This is a genomic window from Streptomyces sp. ISL-98 (assembly GCF_018614055.1).
Classification (GTDB): domain Bacteria; phylum Actinomycetota; class Actinomycetes; order Streptomycetales; family Streptomycetaceae; genus Streptomyces; species Streptomyces spiramyceticus.
The window spans coordinates 1-24,399 of sequence record NZ_JAGGPB010000001.1; the positions used below are offsets into that span (position 1 = coordinate 1).

The 24,399-nt window shown below is 69.8% G+C and carries 26 protein-coding genes; 10 read left to right on the plus strand and 16 right to left on the minus strand.

Translation table 11 applies throughout. From position 1 onward, the window contains the following. Positions 1-322: 322 nt before the first annotated feature. Positions 323-964 carry a DNA-3-methyladenine glycosylase gene (locus J7I98_RS00005; protein ID WP_214914036.1) on the minus strand — a complete coding sequence of 214 codons (642 nt, stop codon included), beginning with the start codon at positions 962-964 and terminating at the stop codon, positions 323-325. A 136-nt stretch (positions 965-1,100) separates the two neighbouring features. Between J7I98_RS00005 and J7I98_RS00010 the strand changes: the two genes are divergently transcribed. From J7I98_RS00010 to J7I98_RS00020, 3 genes are all read left to right on the plus strand, one after another. Beyond that, positions 1,101-1,883, plus strand: coding sequence for a sporulation protein (locus J7I98_RS00010; protein ID WP_214914039.1), 783 nt, complete (start codon positions 1,101-1,103; stop codon positions 1,881-1,883). A 56-nt stretch (positions 1,884-1,939) separates the two neighbouring features. Continuing rightward, the gene (locus J7I98_RS00015) at positions 1,940-2,476 is read left to right on the plus strand and encodes a YbhB/YbcL family Raf kinase inhibitor-like protein (protein ID WP_214914042.1); all 537 of its coding nucleotides are present in this window, start codon (positions 1,940-1,942) and stop codon (positions 2,474-2,476) included. A 143-nt stretch (positions 2,477-2,619) separates the two neighbouring features. Beyond that, a complete protein-coding gene (locus J7I98_RS00020) occupies positions 2,620-3,123 on the plus strand; it encodes an HNH endonuclease (RefSeq protein ID WP_214914045.1) in 504 nt (167 codons plus the stop codon). 72 nt (positions 3,124-3,195) lie between these two features. Here J7I98_RS00020 and J7I98_RS00025 read toward each other — a convergent pair whose 3' ends face one another. The 4 genes from J7I98_RS00025 to J7I98_RS00040 all read right to left on the minus strand — a co-directional run bounded on the left by J7I98_RS00025 (position 3,196) and on the right by J7I98_RS00040 (position 6,386). Continuing rightward, the gene (locus J7I98_RS00025; RefSeq protein WP_214914048.1) at positions 3,196-3,963 is read right to left on the minus strand and encodes a sulfite exporter TauE/SafE family protein; all 768 of its coding nucleotides are present in this window, start codon (positions 3,961-3,963) and stop codon (positions 3,196-3,198) included. 83 nt (positions 3,964-4,046) lie between these two features. After that, positions 4,047-4,976 carry an SPFH domain-containing protein gene (locus tag J7I98_RS00030; protein ID WP_214914052.1) on the minus strand — a complete coding sequence of 310 codons (930 nt, stop codon included), beginning with the start codon at positions 4,974-4,976 and terminating at the stop codon, positions 4,047-4,049. Between the two features lie 134 nt (positions 4,977-5,110). Next, on the minus strand, positions 5,111-5,539 hold the full coding sequence (locus J7I98_RS00035) for an NfeD family protein (protein ID WP_214914055.1): 429 nt from the start codon (positions 5,537-5,539) through the stop codon (positions 5,111-5,113). A 49-nt stretch (positions 5,540-5,588) separates the two neighbouring features. Next, positions 5,589-6,386 carry an ABC transporter ATP-binding protein gene (locus tag J7I98_RS00040; RefSeq protein WP_214914059.1) on the minus strand — a complete coding sequence of 266 codons (798 nt, stop codon included), beginning with the start codon at positions 6,384-6,386 and terminating at the stop codon, positions 5,589-5,591. A 247-nt stretch (positions 6,387-6,633) separates the two neighbouring features. Here J7I98_RS00040 and J7I98_RS00045 point away from each other — a divergent pair, with 247 nt between their 5' ends. Further along, a complete protein-coding gene (locus J7I98_RS00045; protein WP_214914062.1) occupies positions 6,634-7,422 on the plus strand; it encodes a hypothetical protein in 789 nt (262 codons plus the stop codon). A 402-nt stretch (positions 7,423-7,824) separates the two neighbouring features. Here the strand turns inward: J7I98_RS00045 and J7I98_RS00050 are convergent, their stop codons facing one another. The 3 genes from J7I98_RS00050 to J7I98_RS00060 form a co-directional block, all read right to left on the minus strand. After that, complete coding sequence (locus J7I98_RS00050) at positions 7,825-8,070, minus strand: chaplin (protein WP_214914065.1); 246 nt, start codon at positions 8,068-8,070, stop codon at positions 7,825-7,827. Between the two features lie 137 nt (positions 8,071-8,207). Beyond that, entirely contained in the window at positions 8,208-8,858 is a 651-nt protein-coding gene (locus tag J7I98_RS00055; protein WP_214914068.1) for a response regulator transcription factor, read from the minus strand. After that, positions 8,851-10,038, minus strand: a complete 1,188-nt coding sequence (locus tag J7I98_RS00060; RefSeq protein WP_214914071.1) for a GAF domain-containing sensor histidine kinase — start codon at positions 10,036-10,038, stop codon at positions 8,851-8,853. The genes J7I98_RS00055 and J7I98_RS00060 overlap by 8 nt, the downstream gene beginning before the upstream one ends. Positions 10,039-10,222: 184 nt before the next feature. Here J7I98_RS00060 and J7I98_RS00065 point away from each other — a divergent pair, with 184 nt between their 5' ends. The 3 genes from J7I98_RS00065 (at position 10,223) to J7I98_RS00075 (ending at position 13,002) form a co-directional block, all read left to right on the plus strand. Next, a complete protein-coding gene (locus J7I98_RS00065; RefSeq protein ID WP_214914074.1) occupies positions 10,223-10,918 on the plus strand; it encodes an SDR family oxidoreductase in 696 nt (231 codons plus the stop codon). Further along, the gene (locus J7I98_RS00070; RefSeq protein WP_214914077.1) at positions 10,915-12,027 is read left to right on the plus strand and encodes an S-adenosylmethionine:tRNA ribosyltransferase-isomerase; all 1,113 of its coding nucleotides are present in this window, start codon (positions 10,915-10,917) and stop codon (positions 12,025-12,027) included. Before J7I98_RS00065 ends, J7I98_RS00070 begins: the two co-directional genes overlap by 4 nt. A 237-nt stretch (positions 12,028-12,264) precedes the next feature. Continuing rightward, on the plus strand, positions 12,265-13,002 hold the full coding sequence (locus tag J7I98_RS00075) for a transglycosylase SLT domain-containing protein (RefSeq protein ID WP_214914080.1): 738 nt from the start codon (positions 12,265-12,267) through the stop codon (positions 13,000-13,002). A 131-nt stretch (positions 13,003-13,133) separates the two neighbouring features. Here J7I98_RS00075 and J7I98_RS00080 read toward each other — a convergent pair whose 3' ends face one another. Further along, positions 13,134-15,710 carry an FHA domain-containing protein gene (locus tag J7I98_RS00080; protein WP_214914083.1) on the minus strand — a complete coding sequence of 859 codons (2,577 nt, stop codon included), beginning with the start codon at positions 15,708-15,710 and terminating at the stop codon, positions 13,134-13,136. A gap of 245 nt (positions 15,711-15,955) precedes the next feature. On the opposite strand from J7I98_RS00080, the gene J7I98_RS00085 reads away from it, so the two are divergent. Together J7I98_RS00085 and serB are read left to right on the plus strand one after the other, a co-directional pair. Then, complete coding sequence (locus J7I98_RS00085; protein ID WP_308377594.1) at positions 15,956-17,620, plus strand: streptophobe family protein; 1,665 nt, start codon at positions 15,956-15,958, stop codon at positions 17,618-17,620. Positions 17,621-17,881: 261 nt separating this feature from the next. Beyond that, a complete protein-coding gene (gene serB, locus J7I98_RS00090) occupies positions 17,882-19,096 on the plus strand; it encodes a phosphoserine phosphatase SerB (RefSeq protein WP_214914085.1) in 1,215 nt (404 codons plus the stop codon). 90 nt (positions 19,097-19,186) lie between these two features. Here serB and J7I98_RS00095 read toward each other — a convergent pair whose 3' ends face one another. The 4 genes from J7I98_RS00095 to J7I98_RS00105 all read right to left on the minus strand — a co-directional run bounded on the left by J7I98_RS00095 (position 19,187) and on the right by J7I98_RS00105 (position 21,576). Next, on the minus strand, positions 19,187-19,705 hold the full coding sequence (locus J7I98_RS00095) for a histidine phosphatase family protein (protein WP_214914088.1): 519 nt from the start codon (positions 19,703-19,705) through the stop codon (positions 19,187-19,189). 83 nt (positions 19,706-19,788) lie between these two features. After that, on the minus strand, positions 19,789-19,992 hold the full coding sequence (locus J7I98_RS00100; protein ID WP_214914091.1) for a hypothetical protein: 204 nt from the start codon (positions 19,990-19,992) through the stop codon (positions 19,789-19,791). A gap of 138 nt (positions 19,993-20,130) precedes the next feature. Beyond that, a complete protein-coding gene (locus J7I98_RS40705; RefSeq protein WP_251019915.1) occupies positions 20,131-20,247 on the minus strand; it encodes an SGM_5486 family transporter-associated protein in 117 nt (38 codons plus the stop codon). A 42-nt stretch (positions 20,248-20,289) separates the two neighbouring features. Continuing rightward, entirely contained in the window at positions 20,290-21,576 is a 1,287-nt protein-coding gene (locus J7I98_RS00105; protein ID WP_214914094.1) for a CynX/NimT family MFS transporter, read from the minus strand. A 66-nt stretch (positions 21,577-21,642) separates the two neighbouring features. On the opposite strand from J7I98_RS00105, the gene J7I98_RS00110 reads away from it, so the two are divergent. Then, positions 21,643-22,335, plus strand: coding sequence for a FadR/GntR family transcriptional regulator (locus tag J7I98_RS00110; protein WP_214914096.1), 693 nt, complete (start codon positions 21,643-21,645; stop codon positions 22,333-22,335). On the opposite strand, the gene J7I98_RS00115 is transcribed toward J7I98_RS00110, so the two are convergent. From J7I98_RS00115 to fabG, 3 genes are all read right to left on the minus strand, one after another. Continuing rightward, entirely contained in the window at positions 22,318-22,674 is a 357-nt protein-coding gene (locus J7I98_RS00115; protein ID WP_214914099.1) for a hypothetical protein, read from the minus strand. The two genes, J7I98_RS00110 and J7I98_RS00115, sit on opposite strands and share 18 nt — an antisense overlap. A gap of 198 nt (positions 22,675-22,872) precedes the next feature. After that, positions 22,873-23,640 (minus strand): enoyl-ACP reductase FabI, encoded by a 768-nt coding sequence (gene fabI, locus J7I98_RS00120; RefSeq protein WP_214914102.1) that lies wholly within the window; start codon positions 23,638-23,640, stop codon positions 22,873-22,875. A 4-nt stretch (positions 23,641-23,644) separates the two neighbouring features. Continuing rightward, positions 23,645-24,364, minus strand: coding sequence for a 3-oxoacyl-[acyl-carrier-protein] reductase (gene fabG, locus J7I98_RS00125; RefSeq protein ID WP_214914104.1), 720 nt, complete (start codon positions 24,362-24,364; stop codon positions 23,645-23,647). Between the last annotated feature and the right edge of the window lie 35 nt (positions 24,365-24,399).

Genomic DNA, 24,399 nt, shown 5'->3' on the forward strand with positions numbered 1-24,399 from the left:
GCGGGCTTTCCTCCGGGCTTTCGTTCGGTATTTCGTGTTTCCGACTCTATCAGACTCTTTCGTGTCCGACTTCCTCGGTGCTTTCCAGTTCTTCGCTTTCGCGTTTCCCTTTCCGGCGATCACTACTTTAGCGGATTTCCCTTGCGGCTCATAATCGAGCCGGTGGGCTTGAATTCGGGCATGCCGAAATTCGTACCCGTCAGGGAAGTCGAAGGTAGTGGTTGGCCGCTTCGAGGTGCTTCGGTTCGGCCCGAGGGCCCGTATCGAAAGCACTGCCCGTGTCAAGCGGCTCGGGCTACGTTAGGCGTCCGCCGGGTCCGAGTCAAGTTGATCGGCGGCGAGGCTTGTGCGCCCTGAAAACGCTCACCGTGGGGTCGTCGGCGACCCAGAAGCGCCAGGGGTGGTGCGCGCCGTCGCCGCCCACTCCGGTGCGTGGGCCGTTCTGCACCAGCTCAGCGGGGGCGGGGGTGCCGTGCAGTACATATAGAGCGGAGCCTGGGCCGTCGCAGAGGTCGGTGCCGTCGAGGGTGCGGTCGATGGCCAGTGCGGTCGCGAGGCGGGCCGGGCCTTTGGCCAGTTCCTTGTCATTTCGGGCTGATAGTCGCCGTTTGCGGACGAGATCGTGGCCCCGTGTCACCTCTCCCGCGCGCAGGAGGACGCCGCTCGCCGTGTGTTCCTGGCCGCAGACCAGGTTGAGGCTGAACCACATGCCGTAGATGAAGTAGACGTACACATGTCCGGGCGGGCCGAACATCGAGGCGTTGCGTCGGGTCTTTCCACGGAAGGCGTGGGAGCCGGGGTCGCCCGGGCCGTCGTACGCCTCGACCTCGGTGAGGCGGAGCTCGATCGGGCCGTCTGCGGTCTCGCGTACCAGGGTGCGGCCCAGCAGATCGGGGGCGACCTCCAGTACAGGGCGGTCGAAGAACGCGCGAGGGAGCGGCGTACGGTCGGGGTCCGTGATCATGCCCTCCGAGCGTAGTGGATGTCGTCCGTTCGGGTGGGTGGCGGCCGGGCGGCCGCTTTGTCAGGGTGAGGGCGCGGAACCGGGCGTCCCCGTTCCGCGTTTGTAGTGGTCAGAACCAAGAGCTGGGGAGGAAGACATGGGCTTCAAGAAGTTGCTGGCGAGCCTGGGTGCCGGTGGCGCGTCGGTGGAGACGGTGCTGACCGAGGCGAACGTCGTGCCGGGTGGCGTGGTCCAGGGCGAGGTGCGTATTCAAGGCGGCTCGGTGGATCAGCAGATCGAGGCGCTCTCCGTGGGGCTGCAGGCCCGCGTCGAGGTCGAGGGTGGTGACCAGGAGGTCAAGCAGGACATCGAGTTCACGAAGCAGCGGCTCGGTGGCGCCTTCGAGGTGAAGGCCGGTGCGGTGCATGTGGTGCCGTTCGGGCTGGAGATTCCGTGGGAGACGCCGGTCACGAGCATTGCCGGTCAGCAGCTGCACGGGATGAACATCGGAGTGACGACCGAGCTGGAGATCGCGCGGGCCGTCGACTCGGGCGACCTGGACCCGATCAATGTTCACCCGCTGCCGGCGCAGCAGGCGCTGCTGGATGCCTTCGTACAGCTGGGCTTCCGCTTCAGGAGTGCGGACATGGAGCGCGGTCACATCCGCGGGACGCGCCAGCGGCTGCCGTTCTACCAGGAGATCGAGTTCGCTCCGCCGCAGCAGTACCGCGGGCTCAACCAGGTCGAGCTGACCTTCATCGCGGACGACCGGGAGATGGACGTCGTCCTGGAGATGGACAAGAAGCCGGGGCTCTTCAGTGAGGGCAGCGACTCCTACCGGTCCTTCAAGGTCGGGCTGAACGACTTCCAGGGGACCGACTGGGTCGCGTACCTCAACCAGTGGCTCGCGCAGGTCGGCGGCCAGCGCAACTGGCTCTAGTTCGGATTCCAGGCTCGCAAGCTGTCAGGCAGGACAGCCCAATCGGAGGTTCAGACGTGTCCGAGGCGAAGAGGCCGCCGCTTCCTCATGACTTCCATCCGCCGGTGCCCTCCTTCACCGTGGTGAGTGAGGACGTCACGCACGGGTCGGTGTTGAAGGACGCTCAGGTCAAGGCGGGCGGCGATACGTCGCCGCATCTTCGGTGGGAGGGTTTCCCCGCCGGGGCCAAGAGCTTTGCCGTGACGTGCTTCGATCCTGACGCGCCGACCGGCAGTGGGTTCTGGCACTGGACCGTGTTCGACATTCCGGCGTCGGTCACGGAGCTGCCTGCCGGGGCGGGCAGCGGGAAGTTCGAGGGTTTGCCCGAGGGCGCCGTTCAGGTCCGTAATGACTACGGAACGAAGGACTTCGGCGGGGCTGCGCCGCCGGCCGGTGAGAAGCACCGCTATGTGTTCACCGTGTACGCGGTGGACAGCGAGAAGCTCGGGCCGGATGCCGACGTCTCCCCCGCTGTCGTCGGGTTCAATCTGCGCTTCCACACGCTGGGGCGTGCGCAGTTGGTGGCCGAGTACGAGGCTCCCGCGCAGATTTGATCGTTCATCCTCTGTTTGCCCGCCCCCGGTCTTGGAAGAGATCAGGGGCGGGCATCTTTTTATTGCGTTGTCCATCTCGGTGTGCCCGGTCAGAGTTGATCCAAGCCCGCCATGGGGTGGGCGGGCGCAGGGAGGTGGGCGGGATGCGGGACACGCTGGTACTGAACGCGAGCTTCGAGCCGCTGTCGACGGTGACGTTGAACCGCGCGGTGGTGCTTGTCCTGACGGACAAGGCCGTCGTCGAGCAGGCGCATCCCGGACTGCTGATGCGTGCGGCCGCCGTGGAACTTCCGGTTCCGCAGGTGATCAGGCTCTGCCGGTATGTACGGGTGCCCTTCCGAAGACAGGCACCGTGGTCGAGGCGCGGCGTGCTGGTCCGCGACCAGCACCGGTGTGCGTACTGCGGGCGTCGGGCCACGACCGTCGACCACGTGGTGCCGCGGGCGCAGGGTGGCGGGGACAGCTGGCTGAATACGGTGGCGTCCTGCGCGGAGGACAACCACCGCAAGGCGGACCGTACGCCGGAGGAGGCGGGGATGCCGTTGCTGCGGCGGCCGTTCATACCGTCGCCCGCCGACGCGATGCTGCTGGCGTTGGGGGCTGATGAGCGGTCCGTGCTGCCGGAGTGGCTGGCGCAGCCGGCGTAGGAGTGGCGTAGGGAGTTGCTGTACGACGCGGAAGCCCGCCTCCTGTAGGAGGCGGGCTTTCGTGTGTCGGTGTCAGCGCAGCAGCAGTTGGACGATGGCCAGCGTCCCTACGGCCACGATCACTGTGCGCAGGATCGCCGGGGGAAGGCGGCGGCCGATCTTGGCTCCGATCTGGCCGCCGAGGGTGGAGCCGACCGCGATGAGTGCGACCGCCGTCCAGTCGAATTCCGCGGCGAAGACGAAGAAGAGCGCGGCGATGGAGTTGACGACCGCGGCAAGGACGTTCTTGGTGGCGTTGATGCGCTGCAAGGTGTCGTTGAGCAGCATGCCCATCAGTGCGACGTAGATGATTCCTTGGGCCGCGGTGAAGTAGCCGCCGTACACGCTGGCCAGCATGAGGGCGACGAAGAGGAGCGGGCCGCCGTTCTCGGAGGCGTGGGAGCCGTTGCGGTCGCGGCGGCGCTGGACGGCCTTGGTGATGCGGGGTTGCAGGACCACCAGGACGAGGGCGAGGCCGACGAGGACGGGGACGATCGTCTCGAAGGCTGTCGGTGGCAGTGCGAGGAGCAGTACGGCTCCGCAGAAGCCGCCGGTCGCGGCCGCCAGGCTCAGGCGCAGGATGCGGTCGCGCTGGCCGGTGAGTTCCTTGCGGTAGCCGATGGCGCCGCTGACGGCTCCCGGTATCAGGCCGAGGGCGTTGGAGACGGTTGCGGTGACCGGCGGCAGGCCGGTGGCGAGCAGGACGGGGAACGTGATCAACGTGCCTGATCCCACGATGGTGTTGATGGTTCCGGCGCCGACGCCTGCCGCGAAGATCGCGAGCATTTCCCAGATGGACAAGGCCATCTCCTTCGGTGTTCAGGGAAGCCTCCCCGCCATGAAGGTCGAGGGGCTCCCTGATCATGCACGAAGGCGGGGCCGGGTCAGTCGACCGGGGGCTCCTCGCGGCGCTCCTTGCCGGTGTTGAAACCGGGGACGCCTCCGCCGAGGTTGCCGAAGGCGCCGCTGAGGCCCTTGAGGGCGTCGCCGATTTCGCTGGGTACGATCCAGAGCTTGTTCGCGTCGCCCTCGGCGATCTTCGGAAGCATCTGGAGGTACTGGTACGAGAGGAGCTTCTGGTCCGGGTCGCCCGCGTGGATGGACTCGAAGACCGTACGGATGGCCTGTGCCTCGCCCTCGGCGCGCAGCGCGGATGCCTTGGCCTCACCTTCGGCGCGCAGGATCGCGGACTGCTTCTCGCCTTCGGCGGTGAGGATCGCGGACTGCCGGATGCCCTCGGCGGTGAGGATCGCGGCGCGCTTGTCGCGGTCGGCGCGCATCTGCTTCTCCATCGAGTCCTGGATGGAGGTCGGCGGCTCGATCGCCTTGAGCTCGACGCGGTTGACGCGGATGCCCCACTTGCCGGTGGCCTCGTCGAGGACGCCGCGCAGGGCCGCGTTGATCTCCTCGCGGGAGGTCAGGGTCCGCTCCAGGTCCATGCCACCGATGATGTTGCGGAGGGTCGTGACGGTGAGCTGCTCGATCGCCTGGATGTAGCTGGCGACTTCGTACGTCGCGGCGCGGGCGTCGGTCACCTGGTAGTAGATGACCGTGTCGATGTTGACGACCAGGTTGTCCTGGGTGATCACCGGCTGGGGCGGGAAGGGCACGACCTGTTCGCGGAGGTCGATCCGGTTGCGGATCGAGTCGATGAACGGGACGACGATATTCAGGCCCGCGTTGAGCGTCCGCGTGTAGCGGCCGAAGCGCTCGACGATGGCGGCGCTGGCCTGCGGGATGACCTGGATCGTCTTGATCAGGGCGATGAAGACCAGCACCACCAGAATGATCAGGACGATGATGACGGATGACATCGCGTACCCCGTGCCCTTCGTGTCGTGCTTCTCGGGAGACCGGTCAGGACTATCTGATAACTGAAGATCGATCTTTCCAGAACGCGGTGCGGTGTGTGGGGTGTTCGGCTCAGCTCATGGGCATTCGGCTCGGCTCACATGACGACGGCCGTGGCTCCGTCGATCTCGATGACGTCGACGTGCTCGCCCGGTTCGAAGATCTGGTCCGCGTCGAGGGACCGTGCGGACCAGATCTCGCCCGCGAGTTCGATCCGGCCACCGCTGCCGTCGACCCGTTCCACTACCACAGCCTGACGGCCCTTCAGCGCATCGACGCCGGTGGCCAGTTGGGGGCGCTCCGCCCGGTGTCTGGCCGCGATGGGACGTACGACTGCGATGAGCGCGACCGAGACAGCGGCGAAGACCAGTACTTGCGCGACCATGCCGCCGCCGAGGCCCGCGGTGACCGAGCCCGCGACCGCGCCGGCCGACAGCATTCCGAATTCGGGCATCGCGGTGACTACGAGCGGAATGCCCAGCCCCACCGCACCGATCAGCCACCACACCCACGCGTCGATGTCCACGTGGTCATGGTAGGTGCGGGGGGTCTCCGCGGACAGGGCGTCCCCCAGGTCAGCCGAGAGGCAGACCCTGGGCCGTCCAGCGGTCGGACCTGCGCTCGACGATGAGCGGGAGGCCGAAGCAGAGGGAGAGGTTGCGGGAGGTCAGTTCGGTCTCCATGGGGCCCGCGGCAAGCACCTTGCCCTGACGGATCATCAGGACGTGGGTGAAGCCGGGGGCGATCTCCTCGACATGGTGCGTGACCATGATCATGGAGGGGGCGTACGGGTCACGGGCGAGGCGGCCGAGACGGCGTACGAGGTCTTCGCGGCCACCGAGGTCGAGGCCGGCGGCGGGCTCGTCGAGGAGCAGCAGCTCGGGGTCGGTCATCATCGCGCGGGCGATCATCGTGCGCTTGCGCTCGCCCTCCGAGAGCGTGCCGAACTTCCGGTCGAGGAAATCCGTCATGCCGAGGCGGTCAAGGAAAGCGCGGGCGCGCTGCTCGTCGACCTCGTCGTAGTCCTCGTGCCAGGTGGCGGTCATGCCGTACGCGGCGGTGAGCACCGTCTGGAGCACGGTCTGGCGCTTGGGCAGCTTCTCGGCCATCGCGATGCCGGCCATGCCGATGCGGGGGCGGAGCTCGAAGACGTCCGTGCCGGGGCTGCCGAGCTGCTCGCCGAGGACGGTGGTGGTGCCGGTGGAGGGGAAGAGGTAGCTGGAGGCGATGTTCAGCAGGGTGGTCTTGCCGGCGCCGTTCGGGCCGAGGATGACCCAGCGCTCGCCCTCTTTGACCGACCAGGAGACGTCGTCCACCAGAGCGCGTCCGTCGCGGACCACGGATACGTCCACCAGCTCCAGTACATCGCTCATGAGCGCGTTGTCTCCCCATGCAGTCTCGAGATTGTCGGGCGTACCTGTAGGCACAGCTCCAGGGAAAACCTACGCCACCGGTCGAGCGGCCCGGCTTCTAGGTCCGCCCTACGGTCGGGCCCGGGGTCCGGCCCAGGCTCCGACCCGGGTCCGCCCCAGGTCTGCGCCGGGTCCGGCGCCTGGCTCGGGTCCGGGTCTGTGGCCGGTCCGGCGCCTGGCTGTCCCGGTCTGTCCATAGGGTGGGCCCATGCTCTTGGAACCACGCTCAGGACGGCTGGCCGCATGGGGAAATGCCCTTTTGGCCGGACTTGCTTCACCGGATGACGCCGCGCTCGGCATTGTCGGGGAGGACACGGTGCACCGGGTTGAAGGGGTGCCCGGGGAGGCGGGGCCGGTCGGGCTCACGCTGACCCTCGGGCGACTGCGCGGCCTGGGAGTGACCGGGTTCCGGGTTGCGCTCCCCGCGCCCGGGCATCCGCTGGGGCTCAGCGGGCCGCCGGAATTCAATGCGCGTGCGCTGGAGGCGGAGGAGGCGGTGGTCTGCTCCGGGGCGGCGTTCGGGCTCGTGCCGGAGGTGTACGAAGCGGGGCCGGCCGGTGATGTGCATACCGAGGTGACGTGGCACTGCCTGGCGGTACGGGAGGCTCCGCCGGCGGATGTGCCGTCGCTCGGGGAGGCCGAGCGGGAGCTCGCGGAGGCGCTGCGGGATGCGACGGCGGTGCTCTCGCGGCTGGACGTCGCCGGGTCCGGGCCGGTGGCGGAGGCGGCGATCGATGCGTACCGGGCGCGGGTCGAGGGCGGCGGCGGGGAGTTGCTGGCTCCCGGGTATCCGCCGCGTGCGGTACGGGTCCTGGAGCTGGCGCAGCGGGTTGGGCTGCTGATCTCGGTGGCGTACGAGAACGGACACGGCGGTGCGGTGAGCGCGTCGGAGATCGCGGCGCGGGGGGAGGCACTGCGGCCGGTGGAGCGGGTGGCGCGGAGGGCTCAAGTGGCGGCGTACAACGCGTGGGTGGAGGAGCGCGAGCGGGGGGTGTGAGCGGGGGCTCGGTGCGGGGGGCGTGCGGGAGCCTGTCGGCGGGGTGTGGGTGCGTGCCGGGAACTGCGTACCGTGCGGGTGCCTGCAGGCGCGATGTGGGGTGCGTACCGGGAACTGCCTACCGTGCGGGTGCCTGCGGGCAGGATGTGGGGGGCGTGCCAGGAACTGCGTACCGTGCGGGTGCCTGCGGCCGCGATGTGAGGCCGTGCCGTGTGGGTGCCTGCGGCGCTGGTCCCCTCCCCGCGCCCCTTCCCGAAACCGGGGGCAAGCCCCGGACCTCCAGGGGGTGGGGAGGAGTGCCCCGGTCCGGGGATCCGGACCGGGGCACTCCTCCCGGGTAGCGGACCGGCCCCCAGGCGCTGTGCGCCTGGGGGCCGGTGGTCACCGCTCGACCGGGGGTGGTCAGTGGTTGATGCCTTCGTTCCCGAAGGCCGGGTTCAGGACGCCGACCACGTTGATGGTGTTGCCGACGACGTTCACCGGGATGGCGACCGGGGCCTGGACCAGGTTGCCCGAGGCGACGCCCGGGGACTGGACGGCCTTGCCGTTCGCGTGCGCACCGTCGGTGGCGGAGGCGACGCCCGCACCGGCGGCGATGAGGCCTCCGGCAACCATCGTGACGGCAGCGGCCTTCTTCAGGGTCTTCACTTCAGGATCCTCCTAGCGGTCGCTGCGGCCAGCCGCCGCAGCACGCCATGGAGAACGGCCGCGGGCCGATCTGGTTGCGCCATGTGGGGGACGTACACCCGACAGTATGAATCTCGGATCGGATGTAGACGCTCCGGTTAGCCCGTTACCCCATGTCGTACGGCCCAGAGCGCCGCCTGCGTCCGGTCGGAGAGATCGAGCTTCATCAGGATGTTCGATACGTGCGTCTTGACGGTCTTTTCCGAGAGGACCAGCGCCCGGGCGATCTCGCGGTTGGAGCGGCCGTCGGCGATCAGAGTCAGTACTTCCCGCTCCCGCTCGGTGAGCGTGTTCCCCCGGCCTGTGCCGCCGTTCCCCTCGTCCTGGGACAGCAGGGCGCCCGCGACCTCCGGCTGGAGGAGCACGTGGCCGGCGTGGACGGAGCGGATGGCTCCGGCCAGGGCGTCCGGGTCCACGTCCTTGTATACGTAGCCGGAGGCGCCGGCGCGCAGGGCGGGGACCACGGTCCGCTGCTCGGTGAAGCTGGTGACGATCAACACCTTGGCCGGGTTGGCCAGTTCGCGGAGTTTGCGGAGTGCGTCGATGCCGTCCGTGCCCGGCATCTTGATGTCCATGAGTACGACGTCGGGGCGGAGCTCTTCGGCCCGGGCCACCCCCTCGGCGCCGTCCCCTGCCTCCCCGACCACCTCGATGTCGTCCTGGATCTCCAGGAACGTGCGGAGGCCTCGGCGTACCACCTGGTGATCGTCGACCAGCAGTACGCGGATACCGGCCTTTGCCTCAGCCACCGGGGACCTCCATCTTGATCGTGGTGCCCGTGCCGGGCGCCGATTCCACGGTGAGCTGTCCGCCGGCCCCGCTTGCGCGGTCGCGCATCGAGACCAGGCCCAGGTGGCGGCCCGCCTTGCGGACGGTTCTCGGGTCGAAGCCGGAGCCGTCGTCCGTGACCCTCAGCATGGCGCCCTGGCCGTGCTTTTCGAGTACGACGTCCACGCGGGAGCCGCCCGAGTGGCGCAGTGCGTTGTGCAATGCCTCCTGGGCGACCCGGAGGAGGGCTTCCTCCTGGGCGGCGGGAAGGGCGCGTACCCCTGAGCTTTCAAAGGTGACGCGGGCGCTGTGGGCGCGGTCCATGACCTGGATCTGGGTACGGAGGGTGGCGATCAGGCCGTCCTCGTCCAGGGCCGCGGGGCGGAGTTCGACGACGGCGTCGCGCAGTTCGTCGGCCGCTTCGGCGGCCAGCGCCGCCACCTGCTGGAGCTCTCCCTTGGCGCGGGCCGGGTCGCGGTCGACGAGAGCGGCCGCGGCCTGGGCGGTCAGGCGCAGGGAGAAGAGCTTCTGGCTCACGGCGTCGTGGAGCTCGTGGGCCAGGCGGGAGCGTTCCTCGACGATGGTGAGTTCGCGGCTGCGCTCGTACAGACGGGCGTTGGTGAGGGCGATCGCGGCGTGCTGGGCGAGCATGCCGAGCAGCTCCTCGTCCTCTTCCGTGAAGCCGCAGCCGCCGTCGGGCTTGGGGCAGCGCTTGTTGGCGAGGAAGAGCGCGCCCATGACCTCGTCGCCGTCGCGGATGGGCAGGCCCAGGAAGTCGGACATGTCAGGGTGCGCGGACGGCCAGCCCTCGAAGCGGGGGTCCTTGCGTACGTCCCCGAGGCGCTCGGGCTGCGCGCCGTGCAGCATCGCGGCGAGGATGCCGTGCTGGCGGGGCAGGGGGCCGATGGCCTTCCACTGCTCGTCGCTGACGCCGTCGACCACGAACTGGGCGAACCCGCCGTGGTCGTCGGGGACGCCCAGGGCGGCGTACTCCGCGTCCAGGAGCTCACGGGCGGAGGCGACGATCGTCTTGAGGACGTCGCGCACTTCCAGGTGCCGGCTCATCGCGAGCAGCGCGGTGCTCACGGCGGACAGGCCGGAGCGTGGGGATGGGGTCTCCGCCCCTGCTCGCACGGGGTTGAGACCTCGGGGAACGGTCATGGGATCACCGTACCGGCGGGGGTGCGGTGGCCGTATCGGACCTGCGGCGGCCTCTGCTTAGGGCGCAAGGCGTAGGCCGAAGTGCCCTGGTGCGGTGGGGCTCTCGCATGAGGCGCGGGGCGGGGGCGCGTTCCTACGTTGGGGGCATCGACGCGATGCCTAGGGATACAAGGGGACGGTTGCCATGCCGGTTGCGATCATCACGGGGGCTTCGAAGGGGCTGGGGCGTGCGCTGGCCCTGGGGCTCGCGGAGCGGGGCTGGGATCTGGTGCTGGATGCCAGGACCGGGAGCGTGCTGGAGGACGCGGCGCGGGAGGTGCGTAAGTACGGGACGCGGGTGGTGGCCGTGGCGGGGGATGTCACGGACGCCGCGCACCGGGCGGAGCTGGCCCGGGCGGCGCGCGGGCTCGGCGGCCCGGATCTGCTGGTGAACAACGCCAGCGCGCTGGGCGCGGAGCCGCTCGTACGACTGGAGGAGCTGCCGCTGGAGGGGCTGCGGGCGGCGCTGGAGACGAACGTGGTGGCGGCGCTCGGGCTCGTACGGGAAGTGCTGCCGATGCTGCGGGAGGCGGGGGGCGCGGTGCTTTCGGTGAGCTCGGACGCGGCGGTGGAGGCGTACGAGACGTGGGGCGGGTACGGGGCTTCGAAGGCGGCGCTCGACCATCTGTCGGCGGTGCTGGCGGTGGAGGAACCGGGGCTGCGGGTGTGGGCGGTGGACCCCGGCGACATGCGGACCGATCTGTACGCGGCTGCTGTGCCGGGGGACGAGGACGCGCGGCCCGAGCCCGGGAGCGTGGTGCCTGCGCTGCTGCGGCTGCTGGACGAGCGGCCGGCCAGCGGGCGGTTCACGGCGGCCGCGCTGCTGGGGGTACGGCGATGACCGTGCTCGACACACTGCGCGTACCGGAGGAGCTGTCGGCCCGGGTGCCCGCCGAGGCACGTGGCAGCGGCCGCGACGATGTGCGGCTGCTGGTCTCGCACGGGACGGAGGTGGCGCACCACGCGTTCCGGGAGCTGGCCGGTCGGCTGAGGGCCGGGGACGTCCTGGTGGTCAATACGTCGCGGACGCTGCCGGCCGCGGTGGACGGGTGGCTTGTGGGGCCAGGGTCCGGGGCGGTTTTTGTTGGCGAGGCTGTGGTTGTGCACTTCTCCACCCGGGGGGACGACCTGCGGTGGAGCGTGGAGCTGCGGAGTCCTGTGGGGGACGGGACCACCCGGCCGCGTGCCGGTGTGGGCCCGGGGAGCGTGGTGCTGGTGGGTGAGGGCGTGCGTCTGGTGCTGGAGGAGGCTGTCAGCGCTGGTGGGGAGCGGTTGTGGTGGGCCCGGGTTTCCGGTGGGGACGTGCCGGGACTGTTGCGCGGGCATGGGCGGGCCATTCGGTACGGATATACGGAGCGGGACCAGCCGCTGTCCGCTTACCAGACGGTGTTCGCGCTGGACTCCCCCGACGGGTCCGGTTCCGCGGAGATGCCCAGCGCCGGGCGGCCCTTCACCGCGGCGATGGTGGCGGGGCTGGTGAGCCGGGGTGTGCAGTTCGCACCGCTCACCCTGCATACAGGGGTGTCGTCGGCCGAGGCGCATGAGCCGCCGTACCCGGAGCGCTTCGAGGTTCCGGAGGCGACGGCGCGGCTGGTCAATGCCGCCCGTGCGGGAGGAGGCCGGATCGTTGCCGTCGGGACGACGGCCGTGCGCGCGCTGGAGTCGGCGGCGGGTCCCGACGGGGTGGTGCGCGCGGCGGCGGGCTGGACCGATCTGGTGGTCACCCCCGAGCGCGGGGTGCGTGTGGTGGACGGGCTGCTGACCGGGCTGCACGAGCCGGAGGCGTCGCATCTGCTGATGCTGGAGGCGATCGCGGGGCGGACCGCGTTGCGCCGCAGTTACGCCGAAGCGCTGACCCATCTCTACCGCTGGCACGAGTTCGGCGACGTACACCTCATCCTGCCGGACGAGGCCACTCACTCTGAGCATCGCTCGTGCAACGAGCGGTGAGGTTGTTACGTGCCCGATGTGAGCCCGCGCATAGGACACACATCACTTACGAAGGAGCGTAGTGGTCGCATAAGGGCCAGTTCGGTGGGGTAGGCGCGGGCGCCGGGCCTAGATCCGGGGGCCCCTTCCCACTACCTCCCGTAGTACGTCACACCTTTGCCACAGGATTTTGCGGACGCTAACAATGGCTGCCGTCGCGGACTCCGCGGCTTCCGCTACTCGAAGAGGTACGTCTGTATGTCCGCGTCCAGCACCCCCGGCCATAGTCGCCTGAAGAAGACCCACAAGGTTTCCATCGCCGGTGTCGCCGCCCTCGGCGCCGCTGCCCTCGCGTTCTCTCTCGTCCCCGGTAACGCATCTGCTCAGGCCGAGCCCGCGACCCTCGCCGCCGCACCGGTGGCATGGTCCGCAGCGGCCGCCGACGGTGCACAGGCCAAGACTGTGCACACCAGCATCACCCAGCAGCACACCGACGCCGACAGGCTGGCGAAGGCTGTGGCCGACGCGCGGGCGAAGGCCGACGCCAAGGCCGCCGCGGCCGCCAAGGCCAAGGCCAAGGCCGAGGCCCAGGCGAAGGCCAAGGCCGCCGCGAAGAAGCGCGCCGCCGACCAGAAGGCCGCTGCCAGCCGCGCTGCTGCCCGTAAGCCCGTCTACGCGAACAACCTGGACGGCTGGATCCGCGAGGCCCTGTCCATCATGAAGGCCAAGGGCATCCCGGGTACGTACGACGGTCTGCACCGCAACATCATCCGCGAGTCCGCCGGCGACCCCCGCGCCATCAACAACTGGGACATCAACGCCCAGAACGGCGTCCCGTCGATCGGCCTGCTGCAGGTCATCAAGCCGACGTTCGACGCCTACCACGTGGCCGGTACGGCCCACAGCCAGTACGACCCGGTTGCCAACATCACCGCCGCTGCCAACTACGCGGCCGACCGGTACGGCTCCATCGACAACGTGAACAGCGCCTACTAAGAGGCACCGGACTTCACGAGCATGAAGGAAGGGCGGCACCCCGTGCGGGGTGCCGCCCTTCTTCGTGTGCGCGGGCGCGTGTTTCGTGTGCGCAGGCGCGTGCGCGCAGGTGCTGTTACGCGCAGGTGCTGTTACTTGCGCATGACCTCGGGCTCGTGGCGGCGCAGCAGTCGCGCGACCGCGAAGCCGCAGGCGACGCCGATCGCCAGCAGGACCGTGATGTTCATGCCCCACACGCCCGCGCTGTGCTCCCACAGCGGGTCCAGGTCCGTGGGGTTCTGCGGGTCCCACGGCGGCATCAGGTGCGACAGGTCGAGCGTCGCACCCGCGCCGGCGATGGCCCAGCGGGACGGCATCAGCCAGGCGAACTGCTCCAGGCCGGGCGAACCGTAGACCTGGAAGAGGATGCCGGTGAAGACGACCTGGACGATCGCGAACATGACGAGCAGCGGCATGGTCTTCTCGGCGGTCTTCACCAGCGAGGAGATGACCAGGCCGAACATCATCGAGGTGAAGCCGAGCGCGATGATGATCACGCACAGCTCGACGGCCGGGGGCATCAGCAGGCCCTCTTCCGGCAGGTCGCGGGAGGCGAAGCCGATGGCGCAGATGATGACGCCCTGGATGGCCGTGATCACTCCGAGGACGATGACCTTGGACATGAGGTACGCCGAGCGGGACAGGCCGGTGGCCCGTTCCCGTTCGTAGATGACCCGTTCCTTGATCAGCTCACGTACGGAGTTGGCCGCGCCGGAGAAGCACATGCCGACCGCGAGGATCAGCATGATCGTTCCGGCGTCGCCGTTGAACCTGGACGGCGGCTCGGGCGGCGCGAGGCCGAAGTCGGCCGGGATGACGACGCTGACCACGCCGAGGACGGCGGGCAGGACCACCATCAGGCCGATAAAGCCCTTGTCGGACGCGATGACCGAGGTGTATCGCCTGATCAGTGTCCAGAGCTGAACCATCCAGCCTTGCGGCTTGGGCGGCCGCATCTGCTGGGCGGGCGGCATGTGTACGGACTGTGCGGCAACGGCGTCGATGTCCGCGGCGTACATCTGGTAGTGCTGAGAGCCGCGCCAGCGGCCCGCCCAGTCGTAGTCGCGGTAGTTCTCGAAGGCGGAGAAGACGTCGGCCCAGGTGCTGTAGCCGAAGAAGTTCAGTGCCTCCTCCGGCGGACCGAAGTAGGCGACGCTGCCGCCGGGCGCCATGACGAGGAGCTTGTCGCAGATCGCGAGCTCGGCCACGGAGTGCGTGACGACGAGGACCGTACGGCCGTCGTCGGCGAGGCCGCGGAGCAGCTGCATGACGTCGCGGTCCATGCCCGGGTCGAGGCCGGAGGTCGGCTCGTCCAGGAAGATCAGCGACGGCTTGGTCAGCAGCTCCAGGGCTACGGAGACGCGCTTGCGCTGGCCACCGGAGAGGGAGGTGACCTTCTTCTCCTTGTGAATGTCCAGCTTGAGCTCGCCCAGCACCTCGTCGATGCGGGTCTGGCGCTCGGCCTCGGTGGTGTCTGCCGGGAAGCGGAGCTTGGCGGCGTACTTGAGGGCCTTCTTGACGGTCAGTTCCTTGTGCAGGATGTCGTCCTGCGGGACCAGACCGATGCGCTGGCGGAGCTCGGCGAACTGCTTGTACAGGTTCCGGTTGTCGTAGAGGACGTCGCCCTGGTTGGCGGGCCGGTAACCGGTGAGCGCCTTGAGCAGGGTGGACTTGCCGGATCCGGACGGGCCGATGACCGCGATGAGCGACTTCTCCGGTACGCCGAAGGAGACGTCCTTGAGGATCTGCTTGCCGCCGTCGACCGTCACCGTGAGGTGGCGGGCCGAGAAGGAGACCTCACCGGTGTCGACGAACTCCTCGAGCCGGTCCCCGACCAGGCGGAACGTCGAGTGACCGACGCCGACGATGTCGCTCGGACCGAGCAGCGCGGTGCCGGACTTGGGAATCGGCTGACCGTTGACGTACGTGCCGTTGTGGCTGCCGAGGTCGCGGATCTGGAAGCGGCCGTCGGGCGTCGACGTGAACTCCGCGTGCAGGCGGGAGACCTGGAGGTCGGAGACGACCAGCTCGTTCTCCAGCGCACGGCCGATCCGCATCACGCGGCCGAGGGCCACCTGGTGGAACGTGGTCGGGCTACGGTCTCCGTACACCGGCGGAGCCCCCGCGACACCGCCGGACTGGGCGCCGCCCTGGCCCGCGTGGCCGCCCTGCTGGTGTGGCACCTGCGGCTGCTGCCAGGCTTGCTGGGGCTGCTGCTGTTGCTGTTGCTGTTGCTGCTGGGGCTGTTGTTGCGGGTGCTGCTGTTGCTGAGGGGCCTGTGCTGCCCAGCCGGGAGCGCCCTGCTGGTGCGGTGCCTGCTGCTGCGGCGCCTGGTGCTGCTGCGGCGCCTGAGCCGGTGCCTGCTGGGCCATCGCGCCCGCCCCGCTCAGGCTCAGTCGCGGACCGTCGGTCGCGTTGCCGAGGTGCACGGCGGAGCCGGGGCCGATCTCCATCTGGTGGATCCGCTGGCCCTGCACGTACGTGCCGTTGGTGCTGCCGTGGTCCTCAATGACCCAACTCCGGCCGCCCCAGCTGATGGTGGCGTGTCGCCACGAGACTCTGGCGTCGTCGATCGCCAGGTCGCCCTGCGGATCGCGTCCGAGGGTGTACGACCTGGACGGATCGAGCGTCCAGGTCCTTCCATTCAATTCCAGTACGAGTTCCGGCACTCCGCGCCCCACTAGTTGTCCCCCGAGTTACCCCCGTCGCAGGGAGTCTAGGGATGCTGAACATCGGGAGGAACTATTTCAGGCCCGGTCCCGAATTAGAAAGTCGGGCTCCGTACAGACCGTGCACGGGCTGCCCGTTGACGCGGGAGAAATACCTCCGGAGAGTGGTAAGCACCCATGAGTACGTACGGATCATGCGCGAATAGAACAACCTAGGACAGTTCTGCACGGATCGGGGGGTCCTGATGGACGCTGGCGGCAGGGTGGGCATGCGGTGGGGCGATGTGCTGTTCGCCGCGATCGCCTCGGTGAGCTGGGCGTTGGTCGGCATGGCGGGCGTCGCGGCCCTCGGTCTCCATCTGCTGGGCGCGGATTCGGCGGCGTCGCTCGGGCCGATGACGGCGGCGGTGGTGGTGCTCGGGGCAGGGGGGTCGGTCAGCCCGTCCGGCAATGTCTCGGCCTTCGGTCTGGAGGGCGCAGAGGCGACGACCGCCGTCGACATCGCGCCACTTGGGGTGGGTCTGATCGGGGCTCTCCTGCTGGCATTCTTCTTCCTGCGGTCGCTGCGGGGCGCGGGGAAGGTGATCTCCGGGGGTGAACTGGCCGCGCGGGCGGGCTCGGTGGCCGTGCTGTTCGTCGCCACGATGGGCGGGCTCGCCTGGGCCGGCCACGACGTCATCACCATCGACGGCGATGCGCTCGGCGGCGCGCTCGGGCTCGACGACACCGGCAACGTGCCCGGCGGTATCGCCGACCGCCTTCCCGACGGACTCGGGGACATCGGCGGCCTGCTCCCCGGCGGCCTCCCCGACCGGCTCGCCGACCTCGCGGACGCGAAGGCGTCGGTCGGCTTCACCGTCAATACCGGCGATTCGCTGGTGGGCGGTGCGTGCTGGGTGGTCGGAGTACTGGTCATCGCGTTACTCGCGTCCCGTCGTACGCCGCTGCCTCGTGGGTGGGACGCGGTGCACCGGGTCGTACGGCCGGCCGCTTCCGCCCTGGTCACGGTGCTGGTCGTCGCGGTCGTGGCCGGGCTCGCCGCGGCGGCGTACGCGGCGATCGGCGACGACCACCCTGGGGGTCCCCCCGCCGGAGGCAGGGGGAGGGTCGCGGGCGCCGCGCTGCTCGGGGCGCCGAACGGGGTGTGGCTCGGGATCCCCCTCGGGCTGCTCGTCCCGTGGGACGGCGAGGCGACGGGCGAGCTGGCGAAGGTACTGCCGGATCCACTGGACGAGCTGCTTCGGGCGGGTGCGGAGGAACCGGTAACGCTGGGCAGGCTCGCCGAACTCGACGGGCGCGTATGGCTGTTGGGCGTCGCGGCCGCGGTGATGATGCTGTACGCCGGGGTGCTTGCGGCAGCTCGTACGCCTCGGGGGGAGCTGTCGGTCGCGGGGTTCGCGGGGCGGTGCGGGGTGCGGCTGGGGGCGGTGACCTCGCTTGCGCTGCCGCTGCTGGTGTGGCTGACGGATGTTTCCGCCGACGCTTCGCTGTCGGTGCTGGGGTTCGACGCGTTCGGTGCCGGTATCGAGCTGCACGGGAGTGTGCCGATGGCGGTACTGATGGGCCTGGCGTGGGGTGCGGGGGCGGGGAGCGTGGGGGCGCTGCTGGCGTGTGTGGCGGGGGTGGCGGGGGCGCGGGCTGCGGCCCTGGCGTCGACGTCGGCTTTGGGGAGCGCCGGGGGGCGGACCTACCCGGATCTTGCTTACGTGCCGGGGCCCTACCGGCCGTCGCCGGCGTATCGGCCCTCGCACGACGATACGAACCCGTATCTGCGGCCGCCGGAGGATGTGCATGGGGCGCCTACGGTGGCGGGACCGCTGGTGCCGCCGCCCCCGGTGGGGCCGGGGCCGTCGTGGCCTCCGGAGGAGGAGGGACCGCCGCCCCCCGGGTGGCCGGGGCGGCGGGGCTGAGTGCGCCTGGGCGGGGTGTGCTGGTGGGCGGGGGCTGCGGCGCCGGGTCTTTGTTTCCCCGTACCCGCCCGTTCCCGGCTGTGACATGTGCGGCTGCCACCGTGTGGGGGCTTGCCCCCAGTTCCGGAAGGGGCTGGGTGGGGAAAAGTGCCGCTGACCACGTCCTCCCTGGGCCCACAGGACCGCCGACACCCGCACCAGTGTCCGGCCCTCGGGACAGGAGGTGAGCGTGGGAGGCCGGGCCGATACGGTGGGAGCATCATGAGCGCATCGCAGCCCAGCCAGACCTCCGACGCCCCCACCCTTCTCGTCAAGATCTTCGGGAAGGACCGCCCCGGAATCACCGCCGGGCTCTTCGACACCCTCGCCGCCTACTCCGTCGACGTGGTCGACATCGAGCAGGTCGTCACCCGTGGCCGCATCGTCCTGTGCGCCCTCGTGACCGAGCCCACCGTGAGCACCGCCGGTGAGCTGCGCGCCACCGTGCACAGCTGGGCCGGGTCCCTCAAGCTGCAGGCAGAGATCATCTCGGGTACGGGCGACAACCGGCCGCGCGGCAGCGGTCGTTCGCACGTCACCGTGCTCGGGCACCCGCTCACCGCGGAGTCGACCGCCGCCATAGCGGCCAGCATCACGGCGACCGGCGGGAACATCGACCGTATCTTCCGGCTCGCCAAGTACCCCGTCACCGCCGTCGAGTTCGCGGTGTCCGGTACGGAGACCGAACCCCTCCGCACCGCGCTCGCGCTGGAGGCCGCCGAGCTCGGCATCGATGTGGCCGTGGTGTCCGCCGGGCTGCATCGGCGGGCGCAGCGGCTGGTCGTGATGGATGTGGATTCCACGCTCATCCAGGACGAGGTCATCGAGCTGTTCGCGGCGCACGCGGGGTGCGAGGACGAGGTCGCCGAGGTGACCGCGCAGGCGATGCGCGGTGAGCTCGACTTCGAGCAGTCGCTGCACGCGCGCGTGGCGCTGCTCGCCGGGCTCGACGCCGCCGTCGTGGACAAGGTGCGGCAAGAGGTGCGGCTCACGCCCGGCGCCCGGACCCTGATCCGTACGCTCAAGCGGCTCGGTTACCAAGTGGGCGTCGTATCGGGCGGCTTCACGCAGGTCACCGATGATCTCAAGGAGCGGCTGGGGCTGGACTTCGCCTCGGCGAATACGCTGGAGATCGTCGACGGGAAGCTCACGGGGCGCGTCGTCGGCGAGATCGTGGACCGCGCCGGCAAGGCCCGGCTGCTGCGCCGCTTCGCCACGGAGGCGGGCGTACCGCTCTCGCAGACCGTCGCGATCGGCGACGGTGCGAATGACCTCGACATGCTGAACGCGGCGGGCCTCGGCGTTGCCTTCAATGCGAAGCCTGTCGTCCGCGAGGCCGCCCACACAGCCGTGAATGTGCCCTTCCTGGACACGGTGCTGTATCTGCTGGGCATCACGCGGGAAGAGGTCGAGGCGGCCGACGGCCTCGCCGAGTGAACGTGAGGGAGGCCCCGGGACGGATGGATGTCCGTTACGGGGCCTCTTTTCGTACGCGGAAGATTCGTACGCGGAAGAGAAAGGGCGCCGTCAGTCGTGCGGTGCCCAGTAGTCCAGGAGCCTGCCCGCGCCGTGCTCCACGGACTTCCAGGAGCCGGTGAAGCCGATGACCGCGAAGGACGCGGTCGGGAAGCCGCTGCGGGTCATCCGGGCCAGTGCGTCGCCCTCGGCGCCGCCCGCGAGGGCGTCGGCGGCCGCGTGCATACCGGGGTTGTGGCCGATGACGAGAAGGTCGTTCACCTCGTCCGGGGTCTCGTTCAGCAGCGCGAGAAGGTCGCCGAGGGAGGCTTCGTACAGCCGCTCCTCGTAGACGGTCTTGGGCCGCCGCGGCAGCTCCTGCACGGCCAGCTTCCAGGTCTCACGGGTCCTGGCGGCGGTCGAGCAGAGAGCCAGATCGAAGGTGATGCCGGTGTCCGCCAGCCGGTGGCCGGCGACCGGGGCATCCATGCGGCCTCGGTCGGCGAGCGGGCGCTCATGATCGGACACCTGTGGCCAGTCGGCCTTCGCATGCCGGAGTAGGACGATCCTTCGGGGTGTATCGACGCTCATGCATCCCAGCTTCGCACGAATCGTGCCACGGGGCGCTGGGTGTTGGCGGGCTCCCCCACCACGGGTGAACGGGCCGTGGGGGACTAGCGGGACAGGGTCTGCTGGATGCGTTCCACGAGGTGCGCGACCGTCGGATCGCCGCTTACGGCGTGCGCCTCGCCGGGACCGGCGATGAGGAGGAGCAGTACGGCGAAGGCGAGCGTGGGGAGAGCGACGCCCCACCACGGCAGGCGGATGTCGACGCCGGAGGCCTGTGGGTTGGACCGGGTGTGTGCACGGGCCGCCATGGCCGCCTCCGTTGACGTTTCGACTGGTGTACGTCGAACCTACGGAGGGCCGGCGGCGTAACCCATCCGGTGACCCACCCACTTCACCCTGACCCTGTCCCCCTAGGGGAGGGTGGGGAAAACCCCACCACCCTCAGGTCAGGGGGAGGCGAGCGACGCGACGATCGCGATGAGCACCGTGATGCCGAGCATCGCGCCGAGCACGATGAGCAGCTTCTTCTGACCGTTCTGGGGGTTGGGGTCGAGTACAGGCATACGGCCAGTCTCGCACCCTTTGTACGCCCGGACGCGGCCGGGTCAGCGGAGCTCTTCCTCGATGGTGCGGTTGCGTCCGGCCAGCGTGCCGACCACGATCTGCGGCACCATCAGCCCCGCCATCAGGGCGATCGGCAGGCCCCAGCTGCCGCTGTGCTGGTAGAGCACGCCGACGAGCAGCGGCCCGGGGATCGAGAGGAGATAGCCGGTGCTCTGCGCGAAGGCGGACAGGCGGACGACGCCCGCGCCGGTCTTCGCGCGCATGCCGATCATGGTGAGGGCGAGCGGGAACGCGCAGTTGGAGATGCCGAGCAGCAGGGCCCACGCCCAGGCGCCGGAGGCCGGTGCGAGGTAGAGGCCGGTGTAGCCCATGAGCCCGCACAGGCCGAGGGCGACGGCGATGGGGCCCTGGGTGCGCATGCGGGACGCGAGGCGCGGGATGACGAAGGCGAGCGGGACCCCCATCGCCATGGTGACGGCGAGCAGCACACCGGCGGTGCCCGCGGAGACTCCGGCGTCGCGGAAGATCTGCGGCATCCAGCCCATCGTGATGTACGCCGCCGTGGCCTGAAGGCCGAAGAAGCAGGCGAGCGCCCATGCCGTACGGCTGCGGGTGATCCTCAGCGCGGGGGTGTTCCGCTGCTCCTGGGCTGCGGCGGCGCGCGTCTCGGCGGCCCTGGCGCCGGCCTGGCGGGTCAGGACGAGCCAGGGCAGTACGGCGACTGCGGCCAGCGCGCCCCACAGGGCGAGGCCGGTCTGCCAACTGCCGCCCAGGGCCTGGGTCATGGGGACGGTGGCGGCCGCGGCGAGGGCGGTGCCGAGGGAGAGGGCCATCGAGTAGAGCCCGGTCATCTGGCCCACACGGTCGGGGAACCAGCGCTTGACGATGACCGGCATGAGGATGTTGCTCAGCGCGATGCCCATGAGGGCGAGCGCGCTGGCCGCGAGGAATCCGGCGGTGGCCCCGACGAAGGGGCGTATCAGCAGGCCTGCCGCGACGGCCGCCATACCGGCGCACACGATCGCGCCGGGGCCGAAGCGGCGGGCGAGGCGCGGGGCGGTGAGGCCGAAGAGCGCGAAGCAGAGCGGAGGGACGGAGGTCAGGAGGCCGGCGACGCTGCCGCTCATGCCGAGCCCGGTGCGGACCTCTTCGAGGAGCGGGCCGAGGCTGGTGATGGCGGGGCGGAGGTTCAGGGCGGCGAGGACGAGTCCGACGATCAGGAGCCGGGTGATCCAGACCGTGCGCCGGTCTGCGGAGGCCGGTGCCTGTGCGGGGGTGGTCGGCGCCTTGTGGGCGGGGCTCAGGGTCCTGGTCTCGTCGTCGGGCATGGGGCCATCATAGAATCATGGGATGATTGGTTGTCCAATCGTGGCACTGCTGACCAGAGGAGCACCATGGCGCTGACCTCCCCCCGGCGTTCGGCACTCGCCGACCAGGTGATCAACGAGCTGCGCAACCAGATCACCTCGGGCGAGTGGCCCGTCGGCTCGCGGATCCCGACCGAGCCGGAGCTCGTCGAACAGCTGGGAGTGGCCCGCAACACCGTGCGCGAGGCGGTGCGCGCGCTCGCGCACAACGGGCTGCTCGACATCCGGCAGGGCTCGGGGACGTACGTCATCGCCACCAGCGAACTGGCCGGCGTGATGCACCGCCGCTTCGCGGACGCCGACCCCCGCCACATCGCCGAGCTGCGCTCCACCCTGGAGTCCTCCGCGGCCCGGCTGGCGGCGGAGCGGCGTACCGAGCGTGATGTGAGGCAGCTCGACGCGGTGCTCGCGCGCCGGGAGGCGGCCTGGGAGTCGGGCGACGCGGAGCTCTTCGTCCGCGCGGACGCGACGCTGCACCTGGCCGTGGTCGCCGCCTCGCACAACGACGTACTCATCGGGCTCTACGCCGACCTGGGCGACCTGCTGCGCGACTGGCTGCGCGACGACGTGGGTCACGAGCTGCGCCCCGAGGACCACATGGACCATGCGCGGATGGTGGAGGCGATCCGGGCGGGCGACGCTGATACGGCGGCCACCGAGGCGGCGAGCTACGCCTTCAAGTGCCTCGGGGACCGCGTGCAGTCATCTCCCGGGATGTGACTGCATCCGCTCGTGGCTGACCCACGCCGCGCGGACTTCCTTCCAGCAGCGGTCGGTGAGCCGCACGGTCCGGGCGGGGCCGACCTCGACCGGTGGGCCGTCCGCGTCTATGTCCCACCAGCGGTCGCACTCGGTGTGCAGCTGCACCCGGTCGGACTCGGGGAAGGGGTTGTGGCAGTACGCGACGACTCGGGACCCTTCGATCGAGGTCCGGCAGGTGGAGCCGAAGGGTGGTGTGCCGGATGCGGCCGCCTGGACGGCGGTGGCGGGGGCCACCAGTCCGGCCACGGCGACCGATGTCAGTACGAAAGCTGCCGCTCGGTGGTTGGACGGACGCAAGCGCCGTCACCTCCTCCCCACAGCACACCGGGTGAATCCCGGCCTTCACAGTGTGAGGGGAGTGGCCCGCATTTTCGACTCGGGGAGCCGTACGCACACCGGCCGCACACCGGACACGCAGGAAGCCGCGCACCGTCTCGTCGACGGTCGCGCGGCTTCCTGGCAGCCGTGAGACGCTGAGTGGTCGAGCGCTGCGTGCTACGCGCCGATGGCGTGCAGCCCGCCGTCGACGTGGATGATCTCGCCCGTTGTCATCGGGAACCAGTCGGAGAGCAGCGCGACGACGCCGCGGCCGGCCGGCTCCGGGTCGGACATGTTCCACTCCAGCGGGGAGCGGTGGTTCCAGACGTCCGCGAGCTCCGTGAAGCCCGGGATGGACTTGGCGGCCATGGAGCCGATCGGTCCGGCCGAGATCAGATTGCAGCGGATGTTGTCCTTGCCCAGGTCACGGGCGAGGTAGCGGGAGGTGGCCTCCAGCGCGGCCTTGGCCGGGCCCATCCAGTCGTACTGCGGCCAGGCGTACTGGGCGTCGAAGGTGAGGCCGACGACCGAGCTGCCGCTGCCCATCAGCGGGCGGCACGCCATGGTGAGCGACTTCAGCGAGAACGCCGAGACGTGCATCGCCGTGGCGACGGACTCGAAGGGCGTGTTGAGGAAGTTGCCGCCGAGCGCGTCCTGCGGGGCGAAGCCGATGGAGTGGACGACGCCGTCGAGGCCGCCGAGCTCCTCGCGGACCAGGCCTTCGAGCCGGTCCAGGTGCTCGGTGTTGGTCACGTCCAGCTCGATGACCTTCGCGGGCTTCGGCAGCTTCTTCGCGATGCGCTCGGTGAGCGTGGGCCGGGGGAAGGCGGTCAGGATGACTTCGGCACCCTGCTCCTGGGCCACCTTGGCGGTGTGGAAGGCGATGGAGGACTCCATCAGCACACCCGTGACGAGGATGCGCTTGCCGTCAAGAATTCCACTCATGTGATCAGTGACCCATGCCCAATCCGCCGTCAACCGGGATGACGGCTCCAGTGATGTACGACGCGTCGTCGGAGGCGAGGAACCGCACCGTCGCGGCGATCTCGTCCGGCTGCGCGTAACGGCCGAGCGGCACCTGGGCGACGATGCCCTTGCGCTGCTCGTCCGAGAGCGCCTGAGTCATGTCGGTGTCGACAAACCCGGGCGCGACGACGTTGAAGGTGATGTTGCGCGAGCCCAGCTCACGGGCGAGCGAACGCGCGAAGCCGACCAGACCGGCCTTGGAGGCGGCGTAGTTCGCCTGCCCCGCCGAGCCGAGGAGCCCGACGACCGAGGAGATCAGCACGACCCGGCCCTTCTTGGCGCGCAGCATGCCGCGGTTGGCACGCTTGACGACCCGGAAGGTGCCGGTGAGGTTGGTGTCGAGTACGGACGTGAAGTCCTCCTCGGACATGCGCATGAGGAGCTGGTCCTTGGTGACGCCGGCGTTGGCCACCAGCACCTCCACGTTCCCGTGCTTCTCCTCGATCTCCTTGTAGGCCTGCTCCACCTGCTCGGCGTCGGTGATGTCGCACTTGACGGCCAGGCAGCCCAAGTCGGTGAGAGCTGCCGGCGGCTCGCCGGAACGGTAAGTGATCGCGACCTTGTCGCCTGCCTCGGCGAAAGCGCGGGCGATGGCGAGGCCGATGCCCCGGTTTCCTCCGGTGACGAGAACCGAGCGGCTCAACGGATCACCCTTTCGATAGCGGTCTGGTACCGATC